The sequence below is a fragment of the Candidatus Thorarchaeota archaeon genome (assembly GCA_013388835.1).
Taxonomy (GTDB): domain Archaea; phylum Asgardarchaeota; class Thorarchaeia; order Thorarchaeales; family Thorarchaeaceae; genus JACAEL01.
Genome location: JACAEL010000082.1, coordinates 1 through 16,428, shown reverse-complemented (window position 1 = coordinate 16,428; position 16,428 = coordinate 1). Strand labels below are relative to the sequence as shown.

14 protein-coding genes are annotated in these 16,428 nt (G+C 53.7%); 8 read left to right on the top strand and 6 right to left on the bottom strand.

Going from position 1 to position 16,428, the window contains the following annotated elements; genetic code table 11:
* Positions 1-208: 208 nt before the first annotated feature.
* The 3 genes from HXY34_12825 to HXY34_12815 form a co-directional block, all read right to left on the bottom strand.
* On the bottom strand, positions 209-868 hold the full coding sequence (locus HXY34_12825; protein NWF97018.1) for a Zn-ribbon domain-containing OB-fold protein: 660 nt from the start codon (positions 866-868) through the stop codon (positions 209-211).
* 2 nt (positions 869-870) lie between these two features.
* Positions 871-2,133, bottom strand: coding sequence for a thiolase domain-containing protein (locus HXY34_12820; GenBank protein NWF97017.1), 1,263 nt, complete (start codon positions 2,131-2,133; stop codon positions 871-873).
* Positions 2,134-2,432: 299 nt separating this feature from the next.
* Entirely contained in the window at positions 2,433-2,969 is a 537-nt protein-coding gene (locus tag HXY34_12815) for a hypothetical protein (protein NWF97016.1), read from the bottom strand.
* Between the two features lie 317 nt (positions 2,970-3,286).
* On the opposite strand from HXY34_12815, the gene HXY34_12810 reads away from it, so the two are divergent.
* Both HXY34_12810 and HXY34_12805 read left to right on the top strand, forming a co-directional pair.
* Complete coding sequence (locus HXY34_12810; GenBank protein ID NWF97015.1) at positions 3,287-3,712, top strand: SCP2 sterol-binding domain-containing protein; 426 nt, start codon at positions 3,287-3,289, stop codon at positions 3,710-3,712.
* 138 nt (positions 3,713-3,850) lie between these two features.
* Positions 3,851-4,036: a DUF1858 domain-containing protein gene (locus HXY34_12805; GenBank protein ID NWF97014.1), complete on the top strand. Its 186-nt coding sequence runs from the start codon at positions 3,851-3,853 to the stop codon at positions 4,034-4,036.
* Between the two features lie 14 nt (positions 4,037-4,050).
* On the opposite strand, the gene panB is transcribed toward HXY34_12805, so the two are convergent.
* Together panB and HXY34_12795 are read right to left on the bottom strand one after the other, a co-directional pair.
* On the bottom strand, positions 4,051-4,914 hold the full coding sequence (gene panB / locus HXY34_12800; GenBank protein NWF97013.1) for a 3-methyl-2-oxobutanoate hydroxymethyltransferase: 864 nt from the start codon (positions 4,912-4,914) through the stop codon (positions 4,051-4,053).
* A 155-nt stretch (positions 4,915-5,069) separates the two neighbouring features.
* Entirely contained in the window at positions 5,070-7,985 is a 2,916-nt protein-coding gene (locus HXY34_12795) for a cation-transporting P-type ATPase (protein NWF97012.1), read from the bottom strand.
* Positions 7,986-8,132: 147 nt separating this feature from the next.
* Between HXY34_12795 and HXY34_12790 the strand changes: the two genes are divergently transcribed.
* The 6 genes from HXY34_12790 (at position 8,133) to HXY34_12765 (ending at position 16,001) form a co-directional block, all read left to right on the top strand.
* Positions 8,133-10,100, top strand: a complete 1,968-nt coding sequence (locus HXY34_12790; protein NWF97011.1) for a S8 family peptidase — start codon at positions 8,133-8,135, stop codon at positions 10,098-10,100.
* A 348-nt stretch (positions 10,101-10,448) separates the two neighbouring features.
* A complete protein-coding gene (locus tag HXY34_12785) occupies positions 10,449-11,630 on the top strand; it encodes an MFS transporter (GenBank protein ID NWF97010.1) in 1,182 nt (393 codons plus the stop codon).
* A 140-nt stretch (positions 11,631-11,770) separates the two neighbouring features.
* Complete coding sequence (locus HXY34_12780) at positions 11,771-11,962, top strand: hypothetical protein (GenBank protein NWF97009.1); 192 nt, start codon at positions 11,771-11,773, stop codon at positions 11,960-11,962.
* A gap of 390 nt (positions 11,963-12,352) precedes the next feature.
* Entirely contained in the window at positions 12,353-13,000 is a 648-nt protein-coding gene (locus HXY34_12775; GenBank protein NWF97008.1) for a tetratricopeptide repeat protein, read from the top strand.
* A gap of 19 nt (positions 13,001-13,019) precedes the next feature.
* The gene (locus HXY34_12770) at positions 13,020-13,637 is read left to right on the top strand and encodes a tetratricopeptide repeat protein (protein ID NWF97007.1); all 618 of its coding nucleotides are present in this window, start codon (positions 13,020-13,022) and stop codon (positions 13,635-13,637) included.
* Between the two features lie 69 nt (positions 13,638-13,706).
* Complete coding sequence (locus HXY34_12765) at positions 13,707-16,001, top strand: alpha-galactosidase (protein ID NWF97006.1); 2,295 nt, start codon at positions 13,707-13,709, stop codon at positions 15,999-16,001.
* Positions 16,002-16,023: 22 nt separating this feature from the next.
* On the opposite strand, the gene HXY34_12760 is transcribed toward HXY34_12765, so the two are convergent.
* Positions 16,024-16,428, bottom strand: a 405-nt coding sequence (locus HXY34_12760) for a fumarylacetoacetate hydrolase family protein (GenBank protein ID NWF97005.1), incomplete at its 5' end; no start/stop codon positions are given.

The window sequence follows — 16,428 nt, the reverse complement described above, 5'->3', positions numbered from 1 at the left end:
CCGTTGGGACTCTCCCATCCGCGCCATCCACTAGTGAACGCGTGATCATCCTCCACCACAACCGCAACACATTCACCAGACGGCTACAACTAGAACGGATGGTCAGTGGAATAGCCCAGAGTGGAGTCTAAGCTACAGAGTTCTGTTAGTACGGAGGAAAGAAATGAGTGTGGGCTCGGTATCTGCCTCGCCCACTCAATTCATGGTGTTACTGCATGGACTTGACCCATTCGTATACAGGCTCGCAGAGCTCCTTCATGCGTTCCTTCTCGGGATTCATCGGTCCGGGTTTCCAGCCGTCAGCAGGTTCAAAGTGGAAGTCAGTAATTGCCGCACGACGCTCCTTTTTCGGAGCCCACACGACTTTGACCGGCATGCCAAACTCCGCATCCCAAGGCTTTAGGCCGCGGAGCTCGTTTGCTACTGCGGTCTTGCATCCGTCAACGATCACATAGGCGAGCACAAAGGGCAGCCGCTTGAGGGACGACTTTCCACTCCACCCGGCGATGGTGAAGGTGTGCACGACTCCCTTCTGTGCAAGTTGAACCCACTCCGTCTTCTCCAGATTGCAGTCAAGGTTCCAGCAGTTCACTCTCGGTGGGAAGAACTTGTCTCCGCACTTGGGACACTTGGTGCCCCAGAGCTGGCCGTCCAGGAAGCCCTTGCCCATCTTTGAGAGCTCTGCCAGCTTCCAGTAGTACAGCTGGTCGTAGTGCAGATAGATCTTCAGTTGCTCTTCAGCCGTGTCATAGTCGTAGCCGCAGAAGTGGAAGCCGACCTCCTTGACGTCGCCTCTGAAGTCATCGGAGTGACGCTGGTCATACTCCACTTTGTCTGGGATTCTGTGTAGTCGCTTGTCTCCTGTCACTTCTAAGGCCTCCTCAGAATGAAGTTAGAGATACTAGTACCGGTCCCAGCATGGCTGTTGACAAGACCGACATCAGCATCACGCACATAGGTCTTTGAGCTCCTGTGCTTCTTCGGGATCATATCAGTGAGTTGGTAGTAGCACTCGACCGCGGACATGATACCGGTGGCACCAACAGGATGACCGTAGCCCATGAGACCGCCTCCGGGGTTGACTGGCAGTTCGCCCTCCATGAAGGTACGCTTCTCGCGCACAAACTGTCGGATGCTGTCCTTGTCGCACCAGTGCAGCGCCTTATAGATCTGAGTCTCCGAACTGCTGAATGCATCGTGAATCTCAGCCACATCAACCTCCTTGACCGCCCTCTTGTACTCAATTCCAGCCATGTCATAGGCAACCTCACCGGACCTCCTGCATGCAGCGAACTCTGTCATGTCAGGGTATCCCTTGCCATACATCTCCGTCCACGCAGGAAACGCCAGTCGGTCACCAGCTCGAATCGTGCAGCTGCTCAGACCTGCACCATCAATGACAACATACTTGCCATCCGCATTCTTCTTGGCCCACTCCTCAGAGGTCACAAGGCAGAATGCAGCGCCTCGGCTCATGAGACAACAGTCGTAGCGCTTGAGGGGGTAGCTTATGAGTCGGCTCTTCAGGATGTCATCAACTGTGAGATCCCTCTTGTACTGCTGATACTCTCCGCGATACCACTGTGTCTTTTCATTGTCTGCGGCATTGTTTCGGTTCTTCAGAGCCGCCAGAGCAAAGTCCTCCTCAGTGAGGCCGTGTTCCTTCATGAACTTGTACGCCATGGCAGCGTAGTATATCGGATAGATACCGCCGGCGAGAGCCTCGTACCGCGTATCGGAAGCAAGAGCTATGAACTCGGAGCCTTGCGACTGAGTGACATTGTCCATTGTTTCCCAGCCAGCAACGCCAACTACATCGAATAGACCAGACTTGACGGCCAGAAACGCTCCATAGAGCGCTGAACCGCCCGTGTTTCCTCCATTCTCGATACGTATGTGCGGCAACCCCACAAGACCCAGATGGTCGTGCACAATCCACTCCGGGCAGAGCTGCTTGCCGAAGTGCACACTGAAATGCGAGTAGACCATGAATTGCAGGTCCCGCAAGTGGAAGTCAGGTATGTCCTGTTGAGTCTCCACAATACAGTTCGCAACCATGGACTCGGGTTCGAGGTGCATTGGATAGTCGAAGGGGGTTACGGCACCGCCTGCGATACACACTCTTCGAGTCATGTATTATCATTCATCCTTCTCAACTGCCGCCCTTGGCAGCCAGTAGCGAGCGGGCGGTTCACTGGCTGGTACTTAACAGCTTCGGCCGTCATCCCTCTGTTGCGCAGGTTGCGCCGGGACTCTCAGGAGAAACCATTGCGTCACACCTTGCTCTTTCGACTGTGGACATGAGAAGACGGTCAGTCAATCGGTCAGCCAGTCAGTCGGTCCTGAGTCGGTGACGAGACCGCCAATGACTCGTTCATGAACCGGCACACTGGGTGAAGCGGCTGATTCGGGACACACTCGTCGGTGCGCTCTTACGCTGAGGCATCTGGTTCTGGGGGACCATGGCTGTCAGAAGGTGGAGCCGCAGGGCTTGTCCGAAGAAGACGATCCCAGATGACGCGTCCGAGGGCGCCCCCAATCGCCGCAGGCACAAGACCTCCCAAGTACAACAGGGGAGCGAGCGTGATGGCCAAGCTGAGGAAGATAAGACCAACGCAACACACTGCTGCGGGGGGCTCGCCTTCGAAGTACTCCTGAATCTTCCAAGCGGGCCCGCCGACCATCGCTATCATAATCAACACGACTATTGTGCCCAAATCGACTGGCTCACCGAGATGAGGCATGAACGGCCAGATTAGTAGTCCAACTGGAATCATGGCTGCAAGGACCATTGCTCCGCTGAGTAGGCCATTCTTGATACTCCCTGCGGCCACACCGGTGAGTAGCATGACCGCGAAGAATGCTGCACGACCCATTGTCAGTATTGTGAAGGCACCAAATACCAGCTCTGCACAAGACAGAGCCGTCCCAAGCAGAAACCCAAAGAGTATCTTACTCTTCTCGCTCATTCGAGGTGGCAAGGTGACCGAGATGGTACCTCAAAGGTGCCTAATAAAGAGCGTGACGCAGTGGTGCACGCGTATCACTGACTGACATGCATCCATCGGAGCTCTGTGAAGTTGAGAGACCTCGCCGTTGCGAAAACGGTGAGTGTGCGGTCAACTGCAGATGTTGGAGTGCACCGACTACGTCACTCACACTGAGAACCCAGAGACACACGACATCACTCCTTGGGAATTGAAACGGCATATGCGAGTTCCTTATCCATCGCATCCCGAAAGGTTTCTATCGTGTCGTCGTGTGTCTTTGAGAGTGGTGCGACATAATGCCGTTCTTCGATAGCACAGAACAACTGCGAGAAGTGTTCAACAGGTTCTGGGCAAGAGCAGTCCAGGAGACCGCTGTCATGGAGAAGCTCACTGCCTCAAAGGTGGTCGTGAGATTCGACATTGACCGTCCAGAGATCCACGTCACAATCAACTTCAGAGACCCCGGTCCTGACGGCAAGACTGGTACTCTCAGCTTTGACTCTAATGTCGAGCCCGAAATCAAGGTGTGGAGTACATCAGAGACTACAAACAAGTTCTGGCAGGGTAAACTGAACACAACGATAGCCATGGCGAAGGGAGAGGTCAAGATGGAGGGCTCGATAGCAAAGGCACTTGGCCTCCTGTCCAAGATAAAGCCACTCTTCGACATATTCCCACAGGTCCTGAACGAAATGGGACTGCACCACATGATCCTGAAATAGGCTGGGCGTTCGCTCATGGCCTCTCGTGATGATGCTCGTACAAAGAGCAAACTATATTAGAGCACAATGTGACTTCATCATAGTTAATGAGCATGGTCCAAGAAGGTGTGAACAGTGTCTCAGACGATAACCAAGGAAATGTCGATTCAGGAAGTAGTAATGAGATGGCCTAAGACCACAGAGACGTTCATCGAGTTTGGGTTGCACTGTCTCGGTTGCATGGCTGCAAGGTTCGAAAACATCGAGCAGGGCGCAAAAGCACACGGGATAGACGTGGATGCGCTCATCGATGCGCTGAACAAGGTGGCCAATAATCAGAAGTGAGCCATGACGGTCTCTCAGTCGGGGGGTTTCACGCGTCCGTAAAGACGACCAGACTCTTCTTCTGACATCTCGAAGCTGTGTTCGGCGTCGGGAAACAGTCCTGCCCGAACCTCCTCGATGTACTTTGTCACAGCCTCACTAATGACATGGCGCACATTCGCATATCGCTTCACGAACTTTGGTTTGAAGCCCTCAAACAGTCCCAGCATGTCCCACAGGACAAGCACTTGCCCGTCGCAGTGCGGACCTGCCCCGATACCAATAGTAGGCACGCTAACTGCCTCGGTGATCATTCTGGCAGTCTCATGGGGGACCAGTTCAATCACGATTGCAAAGACTCCGGCTTCTTCCAAATCCCTTGCGTGTTGCACGAGCCTCTCAGCTCGTTCCCTCGTCCGACCCTGCACGCGATAACCACCTAGCTCAAAGATCGACTGCGGAGTCAGGCCTATGTGACCCATGACTGGAATGCCCGCTTCAACTACGGCCTTCACCTTGGGCACGATACTGGTTCCGCCCTCGAACTTCACTGCTTCAGCGCCGCCTTTCTGGAGTAAGATGGCTGAGTTCGTCAGCGCCTGTTCCACGCTGACCTTGTAAGACATGAATGGCATATCGCCGACAATTAGGCTGTCAGGTCTACCCCTCGCCACAGCGGCGCAGTGATGCACTATGTCGTCTAGAGTGACAGGGATTGTGCTCTCATACCCGAGAAGCGCGTTGCCAACCGAGTCGCCCACAAGGAGTATGTCGATCCCACATGCACTGAGTATCTGAGCGGTGGGTGCATCATAGGCGGTGAGCATGACCACCTTCTTCTTACCTTTCATCTGACGAATCTTTTGAGTTGTCATTCTGGGCAACGAACTTCTCTCCATCCAATTCAAGCAGGCTTCAGTTATTTAGGTAGCTCTTCCATCAATCATGAATGTACCCGCACTTGAATCGAAGCCAGTTTACATGTCTCATTGACGCCTCGGTTCGGGCTGTGACACGTCTTGCGTACCAATGTACTGGAACAGCATCGTTAGACCTAGAGTGTGACCCCTCGTCTTCGCAGGTGTCTCTTGTAGGCCTCCATTCCGACAATGGCAGGCAGGGACAGGACCACGCATATGACCCAGTCATACCAAGTGAGCGGCACAAAGTAGAACAGAAGACCATACTGACCCAGCAGTTCCTGAACGACGGGCACGTACATCAGTAGCAGGTGGGCCAAGTAGATCAGTCCCAGCAGTACCGCGAATAGAATCTTGCCCGGTTCCCTGATGCCCTGCGAGAGCGGCAAGTTGATTCTGCGAATGATGAGCACAAGGGTACTCTCGACTATCAGCAGGACTGTAAACATCATTATCGTCGCCTTGTGTGCGACACTCACCACCCCATTGATGGGCCACGAGAGATTCTCCGGATACATCTGAACGAGGCCATATGCGCCAGTGAGAGTCAACCAGTATGCAAGCCCAGCGCCTAGTGCCATGAGTACGACGTTGAGTGCAAGGACTTTGCTGAGTGGTCGTGTGATTATGGCTTCACTGTCACGTGGCTTCTCCTCCATGGCTCGTGGGGAGACCTTGTCAAACACTAGAGCAAGGCCGGGAAACGAGTGTGTGGTGACAACCAGATACAGATTCTGCCAGCCACCAAAGAACATGTCCGTCGTGCCGAGGAACAGCAGTCCTCCAAAGAAGACGATGCTCTCACTGAGATTGATGGCTATGTAGAAGTAGATCATCATCCTAATCTTGTTGAACAGTCCACGGCCCTGATGGACGCCTGCCACTATCGAAGCAAAGCTGTCGTCAGTGATGACGAGGTCTGCCGCCTCCTTCGCGACGTCAGTTCCGGTTATCCCCATTGCAATCCCGGCGTCACTCATCGCTAGGGCTAGCGAGTCGTTGACACCATCCCCTGTCATGGCTACAACCTTGTTCTGTTCTTGGTACCTCTCAACTATGATCTGTTTGTGTTCCGGATTGACACGGGCAAAGACGTTGACACGAGCAAAGTCCTCATCAGACAGAGTAGCAATCTCGGGGCCTTCTGCAACAAGCGAGGACTCGTTTGCTATCCGGAGGTCCATGGCAATGGTCCTTGCAGTTGCTGCTGCATCACCGGTGATCATCACCACATTGATACCTGCACTGTGACATGCCTGTACAGCCTCTCGCACACCGTCACGCGGTGGGTCCACGATACAGACAAACCCGAGGTAGACAAGGTCACGTTCCACCTGGTCCCTGTTGAGAGTTGATGCGACACCCGCTATGTCACGATGGGCAAGAGATATCACTCGATAGCCCTTCTCTGCAAAACCACTGACCAAGTCCTGTATCTGCGCCGCCACTTCCTTGGACAATGCCGCAGTCCGACCGTCCTTGATGACTGCGGAACACCTCTGAAGTACGACTTCAGTGGCCCCCTTGACGTACGCCCTGTGCTTCGTCCCATCATGCACGACCTTGGTCATTCTCTTCAGTTCAGACTCGAATGTGAACTCCATGACAACACTGTTGGCAGCGCGGACCGCCTTCTCATCAATTCTGCTCTTTCTGAAGAGTGCAAGCAGTGACGCATCAGTGGGGTCGCCTATTGGGTTCCAGACGACACCCTGGCCCGGAATGTCCACTCGTGTTATCTCCGAGTCATTATCAATCAGACCGCATACTAGCAGGTGGTACAGGCCAGTACCCGGAGGTATCTCCTTGAGTTCAGTCTCATCAGGGGAGTTCACATGCGCTGGCACTTTAGACACGGGTAGTCTAAAGAACGAACCAGAGGGCTCATAGCCGTCCCCACTGACGCGATACAGGCTAGTAGTGTCCCAGACATACTTCACAGTCATCTGATTCCGAGTCAGAGTGCCAGTCTTGTCGCTGCAAATGACACTCACTCGCCCGAGGCTCTCCACGGCAGACAGGTCCCGGATTATCACGCCCTTCTTGGCCATGGCAAGTACGCCCGTGAGCAGCACGATTGTTGTCAACAGCGGGATGTTGATTGGCATTATCGTCATTGCGCGAGTTATGCCATTGCTCAGCTGACTGGCGATGGCCTGAACGTCAAAGTTGAAGGGAGTCCCTGTCAGGAGGGGAAATATGAACACCGTCCATGCGACCGAGAACAGCATCAACAGGACGGCGGCGATTCCCAAGTACTTTGCAAGAAGATTGACCTTCTTCCTGAGAGGGATGTCGCCTGTGTTCAGAGACTCGAGTTCGCCTTGAATCTTGCCTATCTCTGTCTTCGCGCCAGTCTTCGTAACAACCACACGTGCTGTCCCGGTTGCAACATAAGTCCCGAGAAAGACCATGTTAATCCGATCTGTGAGTGGCGAATCCCGTACACCCACGTACTCGGCATCTTTCGCTACGGGTACACTCTCTCCGGTCAGAGACGCCTCATTGGTACTCAGATTGTTACATGCCACTATGCGTGCATCTGAAGGAATCCGGTCGCCCTGCTCCAGCTTGATGATGTCGCCCGGCACAATCTCAGATGGGTCTACCTCCATCTCCATTCCAGACCTTATCACCCGGGCGTCGCCAGCAGACAGGCGTTCAAGCGCTTCAAGCTTCTTCTGAGCACGGTACTGCTGGAAGATGGCAACGATGCAGTTGACGGCCACCACTGCCAGCCAGAGTGTAGCCTGACTTATCTCGTTCTCAGGACCGGGAAACAGCCATGCAATGACTAGAAGCGATACAGAGCTCACGAGATAGATGGTAATCAACCAGTTCAATATCGGGGCAAGATACACTTTCCAGAAGCTGCCCTTGGCCTTTGGAATCATGTTGGGGCCAAACTCGGCTAGCCTCTCGGCGACTTGGGATTCAGAAAGACCCTGGGACGAGTCTACTGCAAGAACCCTCAACACCTCGTCAGGAGGCATTGCGTGAAATTCGAGTTCGTCCACCAGACTTGTAGTGATGGCTTCTTGCTTCTGCAAAGTGGATACCTCGGACGGCTATCGTGCTGTGAGACACTACAGATAAATGAACTTATGCGGAGCCTCCTACAACACGTCAGCTACACGGCCGAGTCCGACAGATTCATGTGACTTGGCGAACGCACCACAAGTATTCAGGTGAAAGACATGTACAACTACTGGGAACCGGGGATGAGCTACACACAGCCAACGAGTAAGAGTCCCATGAAGGGAGTGGCGCTTCTGGTCGTATTCATGCTGGTCTTGGGCACCGGCATCATAGTGCTGTTCCAAATGGATGGCGTCTTCACCCCGGTGCCCATTGGGGAGGTCCGAGTGGCAGTCATAGACTCCGGAGTCGACTCGACCTCTGCGCTGGAGGGGAAGATAGTTGCGGCAGCGAGCTTCATTCAGACTCAATACGGCTACAAGTCAGATGACCCGACCACTACCGATTCCCGTCCAGAGGGGCTTGGGCATGGCACGCTCGTTGCCACCGCGCTGGTCACCAGTAGTGTGAATGCAGTTGTCGTCAGTGCTAAAGTCACAGACTCAACAGGAGTCGCACTCACGCCTGCGATAATCGCGGCCATATACTGGGCAGTCGCAGTGAACTGCAGCGTGATCAATCTGAGTCTGGGCTCCTCGCCGGGCGTCGGTGACCCACTAGAGGACGCAGTGAAGTATGCCTTCTCACAGGGAGTCGTGGTTGTGTGCGCAGCTGGAAACGAAGGAGAGGATGGAGTGGCCGGCAGCAGCATTGCATCGCCCAGTGTGTTCAAGCACGCATTGTCGGTGGGAGCGTTGGATGAAGTGGGGCTTCCGGCAGGATACACAAGCACAGGTCCGACATATTGGAGGTCGATTAAGCCGGACATCTCCACTCTCGGATACGTCGTGGTGGGGAGTTCGAAATACTACGGGACCAGCTTCGCATCACCCAGAGCAGCGGCAGCGGTGGCAGACATCATAGCCTACTGCCAGGCGAACAACATAACCTACACGCCTGGTCTTGTGATGGCCGCCCTGATGAAGTCGGCGACGGCCATGAACTATCCAGAGTACGTCGTTGGGGCTGGCAGAATAAACACTCAGGGTGCAATCGACCTCGTAGCGGCCCTTCCCAAGACCGGGCAAGTTGGTAGTCTCACCTACGTTCGTCCACTGAAGCTTCCTCTTAACTTTGAACGGCTCTTCTACGATGACACATACAGCTTTGTTGTGGACATTGTGGACTCGGGAGTATCAACCATTGGTATTTCGGTCGCATCGGCTACGCCCACTGTCTTCAGCATTCCATCTTCAGTGACAGTGAACCAGACAGGCTCTGTTGAACTCACAGTCACTGTGCCCCACTCAGGCGCGAGTCAGTACTCCGCGGACATCACATTCACCGAGGGCATAACGACAGTGGGACTACTCGAGGTGGACTTTCAGGTCTCGAGTGCAAACGCAAGGATTGCGTTTGATATCAGCCACACTCTGTGGAGCATCGACACAGTCTATGGTCAGTTCAGGGAGTACTACAAGCTACTGACACAGCAGGGCTTCTCTGTCACTGAACTGAGAGATCCAGATGCCATCACTGCATCTCTTCTCTCGCAGTTTTATGCGGTCATTCTTCTCGACCCTTGCTCGTGGGCTCTCAACGAGACCGACCCATATCACCTCACTGAGTTCTCTATTCCATTCACTCCGCAGCAGACGAGCGCGTATCAGAACTACTATGACAGTGGAGGCTCACTGTTTGTGACAGCTCTTGCCAACAGCTCAGTGGACCTTGCTTCGCTCAACAACTTTCTGTCATGGACCGGATTCGAGTATCACTTCAATCACATCCCTTACCTAGGAGACTATTATCTGATTGACAACATAGTGTCCCATCCAATCACACAAGATGTGAGCGACTTTGACTACAATGGGGCCTCACTTAGCGGGCCGGTCGGCTCTGTTACGTTGGCCAGATACGGTAGTTCCCCAGTCCTATCATGCCTTCAGGGTGTTTCAGGGGGAAGAATCGTTGTCACCGGTACCAACTTCTTCATTGACAACTGGGGCATCACTGGGAACTACGAATCTCTCCACGATGACGACCTTGCTCTGAACATTGTGCTTTGGCTCCTGGGAAGGATATGACCACGTCATAGATTCTCTATGTCTGAGTTCGCCTTGATTGCGGTGAGACAGAAGGTTAAAAGGACAGTCGGACCTGTATCAGGTACCAAAACCGAGTCGAAATCGGAACTGCTGATGACCTTGGGGTCACCCACGGTCGTCAGCTACCAAGTCGACTGACCTACTGACAGGCAGACTTGTGCTCATTCTCGTTCTATTGTGTCACGAGCGCATCCAAGCGGTCTTGGACAGAGTATCAAGACGATTGTCTCAAGATTCATTCTGCGGCTGCTGGTGCCGCAATCAGCTTCGTTTAAGGGCAGGTCGCTGTGAGGGTCGCCAGACACATCGAGAAGGGACTACACACCCGTGAAGGCCACACACGCGTCATACTTCGTTCTCACAGCTTGCACACTCACACACTTCATGCACCACTTGTACACTGGTGTTCTGTCGCCCTTCCTGCCTCTCATACGTGACGAGCTCTCTCTGTCCCTAACCGAGGCAGGGCTTGCTACGAGCGCAGCAGTGTTCACAATGACAATTACCCACCTTCTGGTGGGAGTCTTGGCCGACAAGGGCTGGAGAGAGATCTTCATCTCTGCAACGGTGTTGTTCGCATCTGTCGTGGTGTATCTGACGTCTTTCGCCACGACATTCCTGTATCTATTGACCTGTCAGCTTCTCCTCGGCATCAGCTCGGCTGGCTATCACCCCTGCGCGTTTCCAATACTCGCCGACCATTTTCCAAGAGAGGACCGGGCGAAGGCCACCGGGATTCAAGCTATGGGAGGACTGCTTGGTACTGCGGTAGTTCCCGGTCTGGGCGTCTTCATGCTCGCTTTGGTCGGCACGTGGCAGAACTCACTTTCAGTGCTGGCCATTGTGGGCTTCTTACTGGTCATACCGGTGTTCATGATGATCAGAGGCGAAGACAAGTCCTGCTACTGGAAGACCCAAGAAGACGGCGAACGCGATGGTGAACAGGGCTGGACTCGCAACTTCGTTCTCCTTGTGATACTGGCAGGCCTAAGGTCAATCCCCTTCAGATGTACAAGCCTGCTGATGCCGCTCTATCTTGTGGTCAGCTACGGTTATAGTCCACTGTGGGCAGGTTCGCTGACAAGTCTGATGCTCGGTTCTGGTCTCGTGGCCGAAATCCTCTCCAGTCCGGTTTCAGACAGGACTCGAAGAACACCACACATCATCCTGTCCTCAGCGCTGATGACACCCTGCCTGTTGCTGTTGAACATGTCGCTCGAGCCAGTGGTACTTGCGGCTGTGCTGATTGGAGTTGGCTTCTTCTACTACTGGGGTGTCCCGGCAAATGCCGCCTTTGAAACCGAGGTGAGCCCGAAGAATGCAAAGGGCACGGCGTTTGGTCTGTTGTTCTCCTTCGGCGCATTTCCTGGCGCGGTCGCACCGACAGTCTTTGGATACTTGGGTGACGTCTACGGCCTACAGGCTTCAGTCCTGTTCCTCGCATCGACCACTGCTCTTGCGGCAGTTGTGGCCGCACTTCTCAGAGAGGAACGTGGCCCGCTCAAGTAGTAGTGTGTTGCGTCCCGGCTCTTGCAACGAGGGAGCCCGCCCCAGCTTTCTTTTTATTCAAGCATCACAGAACATCGTACAGGTTCTGCTTCTTGTGATAAGCGGAACACACACGAGAACATAATGAGAGGATATCTAGCATGACAGAAGCTCCTAAGCCATCAAAAGTAGATGCAATAAAGGAAGCACAGAAGGCATGGAAGGCGGGCGTGGCCGCACTGGCGAAGTACAAGATCATCGACGCTGCGGGAAAGACCACCATGGCCGCACAGTACGACGACAAGTTCAAGGAACTCATTGCTGCAGAGAAGGCTAAGGAAAAGAAGAAGTAGGGCAACTGCTTCTCCCTTCTCTCTTTTTTTCTCTTTTTCCATTGACTCGTGTCCTAGTGCAACAATCCACACGTACAGCCAGAATCATAGCTCGTGCTCAGATAGGACCGAGCACAACGGACTCGACCTCTGTTTCAACCACTGCACTCGGGCATATTGAAGTGTGTCACATCTGCGTGGACAGACGGTCGGCAGAGAATTGAGCGACAGTCAATTCGGTTCACATCAGCGCAGAGATGAAGACAGCACTCGCACTCGATGATGTCAGAACCGAGATGGCAAGTGAATTCACAGAAACCTCATGAGATAGGAACACCTTAGACCAGAGCGAAGGGGCTATCTGCAACACACCTCGCAAGCCTTATCCCAAGAAGAGAGGTGACACTGTCGATGCGAGTCTCTTATCACCGCCAGATTGTGGATGCAGTGAAGAAGATAGAGGCGGGGCATCTGGAGGACGCGGTCCTTGTCCTTCAGGAGTTCCTCACCGAGTACCCCGAGTCCATCGAAGGATGGTACAACCTGGGCTACGCCCTCTCGATGCTGTCCAGAAACGAAGAGGCTCTCAAGGCGTATGATGAGGCTCTTGCGATAGACAACATGGTGTTTGAGGTCTGGTTCAACAAGGGCACACTGCTATACGAGATGCGGGATTTCAAAGCCGCCATGGAGTGCTACAAGCATGCCTTAGAGATAAACCCTGAAGACGCAGAGGCATGGAACAACCTCGGCAACTGTCATTCGAGAATGGCAGAGGGTAGAAAGGCCATTGAGGCCTACACGAGGGCAGTGGCTCTGAAACCTGACTATGCAGAGGCACTCTACAACAAGGCGAACGCACACTATATTGAGGGCGAACATGAACATGCAGTCGCTTACGGAGAGCTGGCAATGCAGCTGGACCCGAGGCTGTCAAGACTTGTGCTAGAGTGGATAGACTTGGCGCGCTGTGCACTTGATGCAGAGCGGAGGGAAGAGGAGTATCGAAGACAGCGCAAGACCGGGAGTGACGGAGACTTGCGGGTCGATGATTCCTGAGAGCACTTCCAGATAGGGAATGCAGTACTCGAAGCACATAAGAGGATGCGACCTTACGGTGAAGCGCGTGGGCGCAATGATAGAAGACCCCTCATGGGAAGAAGAACCAGTGAAGGGAAACAGAAGCACCAAGTCGGCCGTCAGGACCATCTTGGTAGTCGCTGCTGTTGTGTTTGTGGGTGGGCTGATGGTGGGGCTTCTCGGAGGGCTTGGAGTTCTCGTTATTCCTGCATCGAGCGTAATCACTTTCACAGTGCTTCTGGTAGCGGTACTGGCATGTTGTTCAACAATTACGAGACTCTTCCAGATGTCAAAGAGGATGCCACTGTACAGCGAGATGGAAGCGAGGTTCGAACAAGGCAAGATGTTGTTCGACAATGGGGAGTGGGCTCAGTCGCTGGAGATCTTTCTAGAACTGGCAGGACCAAAGAAAGACCACAAGCGAGCGCTGTACTACGCGGCCAGATGCTACGAGAACCTTGAACAGTGGTCGCAGGCCAAGGAGCACTACAGGTTGTACCTCAAGCTTCAACCTAAGGACAAGGAAGTCTGGCAGTCTCTTGCGAAGGCTCATCGAAAGATGTTCGAGTATGAGCAGGCAGACGAGGCGGATCGGATAGCGGCCCGTCTGAGGTAGGACAGCTCTTGGCTGAAAAGCATAAGAGGAGAACACAGCGACAGAGGTTGACCCAAGGAGAGAGACCATATGCCGAACGATGGCGACCCCATACACCTTGATGTGGGAGATGAAGGGATAAAGCTGACCAACGGTCTGGTGACTGTCTTCTTCGACATTCAGCTTGGACTGCTCATGCTTACTACGGCAGATGAGAAGACTATGTGCTTCTCGCGGGCCTACGCTCAAGTGCATACAGAGGAGCATGTGTACGACTCAAGGGAGATGGTCTACAAGGGTATGAGCACTCTCGACTTCACCGATGAGAGAGGAGAGGGTAAGGCGGTTGTCATCAGAATGCAGTCTCCGGACATGAGGACGGAGATGCACGTCAGACTGAGTGTTGTGAGGGGACTGCCCGGCTACAGCATCGTTGTTCAGTTCAAGAATCGGTCAGGCAATAGCATCAGGGTCAACTCGATTGATCCATTCGTGATTGACATTGATGACGCGACAAGACTCCACACGGGATGGAGTGGCGACAAGCTGCGGTTCTTTCGGAACGGGTTTCACTCATGGGAGTTGACTCAGACGCGGTCAATCGCGGCCGGTGAGAACCTCAGTCATCTATTCACGGTCATACACCACGTTGACACGTACAGCTCGCTTGTCTTGGGCTTTGTCACGATGAAGGACCAGTTCTCAACGGTCATCGTCTACGGAAGGGAGACTGAAGAAGACCGACTTGCTCGGATTGTGGCCTCGTCCGATACGGACGACATCATAGTGGGCGATAAGCAGACGGTCATGTCCGAGGAACTGCTCGTCATCGCGAGTGGCACTCCCGAGTCGGGCCTCGATACCTATGCAGAGGTCGCCGCTCAGAGGATGCATGCTGTCAGCTGGCCCACTGTGCCGACGGGCTGGTGCAGCTGGTATTTCTATTACACTCAACCGGACGAGAAGGAGGTGTGTGCAAACACTGACTTTCTCAGCAAGAGGTTTCCAAACGTCGAGTGGGTCCAGATAGATGACGGGTATCAGAGAACTGTCGGAGACTGGTCCCCGAACGACAGGTTCCACTCTGGACTGAAGAATCTGTCCGACCACATCAGAGACGCGGGTTTCAAGCCCGGAATATGGACTGCCCCATTCATCGCATCAGAGCACTCCAGTATACTCAAGGACCATCCCGACTGGTTCGTCAGAGACAATGACAACCAACCTCTTGTGGTTGGCACGAACCCATTATGGTTCGGAAACTACTTCGCGCTAGACCTCACCAATCCACTGGTGATAGACATGATGGAGCGGCTCTTCAAGACCCTGCGGGAGGACGGTTTTGAGTACTTCAAGATTGACTTCCTGTTCTGTGCGAGTGGAGAAGGGCTCCGACACAACATGAACATGACAAGAGCACAGGCGATAAGACAGGGTCTCGAGGCAATACGACGTGCTGTTGGAGACCACCTGATCCTAGGGTGTGGCGCACCGCTTGGTCCTTGTGTTGGAATCACCAACATGATGCGGATTGGTACAGACATTGCCCCGGCATGGAGGTATGAGTGGGGTGGAGGTGTCTATGAGTGCGCCATCAACACGATGACAAGGGCATTTCTGCATCGGCGATGGTGGATAAACGACCCTGATTGCGTGCTTGTCCGTCAGAATGACACAGACTTGAGCATGGACGAACTGAGACTCTGGCTCTCCGTGGTCGCACTCAGCGGTGGAGCTGTGCTCATGAGTGACAGAATGATGGACTTGTCAGAAGAGAGACTCGTGCTTCTCGACAAGATACTGCCGGTCTATGGCAAGGGAGGAGTGGCCGTCGATGCGTTGAGATACAGTGAACCCAGACTGTTTTGCCTCGGTATTGACAGTGCGACAGGCACATACGCAGTCCTTGGAGCAGTCAACCTCAGCGAGGAGCCCATCGAGATAGACATCAGTCCGACAGAGCTTGGCCTGAAGCAGGACCAAGTATACAATGTCTTCGACTTCTGGGAACAGAGATACCGGGGGCAGTTCACAGAGAGCCTCAAGATCACAGAGCTGCGGCCACACTCATGCAGGCTGCTATGCATCCGACCCCAGACTGATGCACCAAGTGTTCTCAGTACAAGCATCCACTTTACCCAGGGAGCTGTTGAGATTCGTGCACAGGACTGGGACCCTGTGTCCTCCTGCCTGAGTGTTATCATGAATGTCGACACAGTCACCGCTCACACCCTGTTCATATATCATAGCAGAGACTTTCGTGTCATAGATGCTACCGTGGACAGCAAGCCCGTGAAGTGCCAGCAGGTGACCGGCGAGGTTGTCGCACTCACGTCGAGTTTCATGAGCGGGCAAGAGATACGTGTCAGGTTTGCCAAGAAGTGAGGCCGGTACGAACCCACGACACTCACACAATCTTGTTGCGGAGATGCCCAATCTTCTCGATGTACAGGTCCACCTCGTCACCGGGCTTGAGGAACTCGGGGGGGTTCCTTGCAGAACCAACTCCGGATGGTGTACCTGTGGCTATGACATCACCGGGTTCGAGTGTGAAGGATGCAGAGAGGAACTCCACAATCGCAGGCACACCAAACACCATGTTTGAAGTGGACGAGTCCTGCTTCAGTACCCCGTTCACATATGTCTGAATCTTGAGACCAGATGCGTCACCCAGCTCATCCGTCGTGACAATGGCGGGGCCCATGGGGCAGAAGCCATCGAGCGATTTGGACCGTACCCACTGACCGTCGCTCTTCTGCAAATCGCGAGCACTGAGGTCATTGACAATGGTGTATCCTGCAATGTACTCTGT

Excerpts from the sequence above, each read along its gene's own strand:
- HXY34_12780 (NWF97009.1), top strand. The coding sequence starts at position 11,771 with ATGACAGAAGCTCCTAAGCCATCAAAAGTAGATGCAATAAAGGAAGCA.
- HXY34_12770 (NWF97007.1), top strand. The coding sequence starts at position 13,020 with ATGCAGTACTCGAAGCACATAAGAGGATGCGACCTTACGGTGAAGCGC.
- HXY34_12805 (NWF97014.1), top strand. The coding sequence starts at position 3,851 with ATGTCGATTCAGGAAGTAGTAATGAGATGGCCTAAGACCACAGAGACG.
- HXY34_12820 (NWF97017.1), bottom strand. The coding sequence starts at position 2,133 with ATGACTCGAAGAGTGTGTATCGCAGGCGGTGCCGTAACCCCCTTCGAC.
- HXY34_12775 (NWF97008.1), top strand. The coding sequence starts at position 12,353 with ATGCGAGTCTCTTATCACCGCCAGATTGTGGATGCAGTGAAGAAGATA.
- panB (NWF97013.1), bottom strand. The coding sequence starts at position 4,914 with ATGGAGAGAAGTTCGTTGCCCAGAATGACAACTCAAAAGATTCGTCAG.
- HXY34_12810 (NWF97015.1), top strand. The coding sequence starts at position 3,287 with ATGCCGTTCTTCGATAGCACAGAACAACTGCGAGAAGTGTTCAACAGG.
- HXY34_12790 (NWF97011.1), top strand. The coding sequence starts at position 8,133 with ATGTACAACTACTGGGAACCGGGGATGAGCTACACACAGCCAACGAGT.
- HXY34_12815 (NWF97016.1), bottom strand. The coding sequence starts at position 2,969 with ATGAGCGAGAAGAGTAAGATACTCTTTGGGTTTCTGCTTGGGACGGCT.
- HXY34_12765 (NWF97006.1), top strand. The coding sequence starts at position 13,707 with ATGCCGAACGATGGCGACCCCATACACCTTGATGTGGGAGATGAAGGG.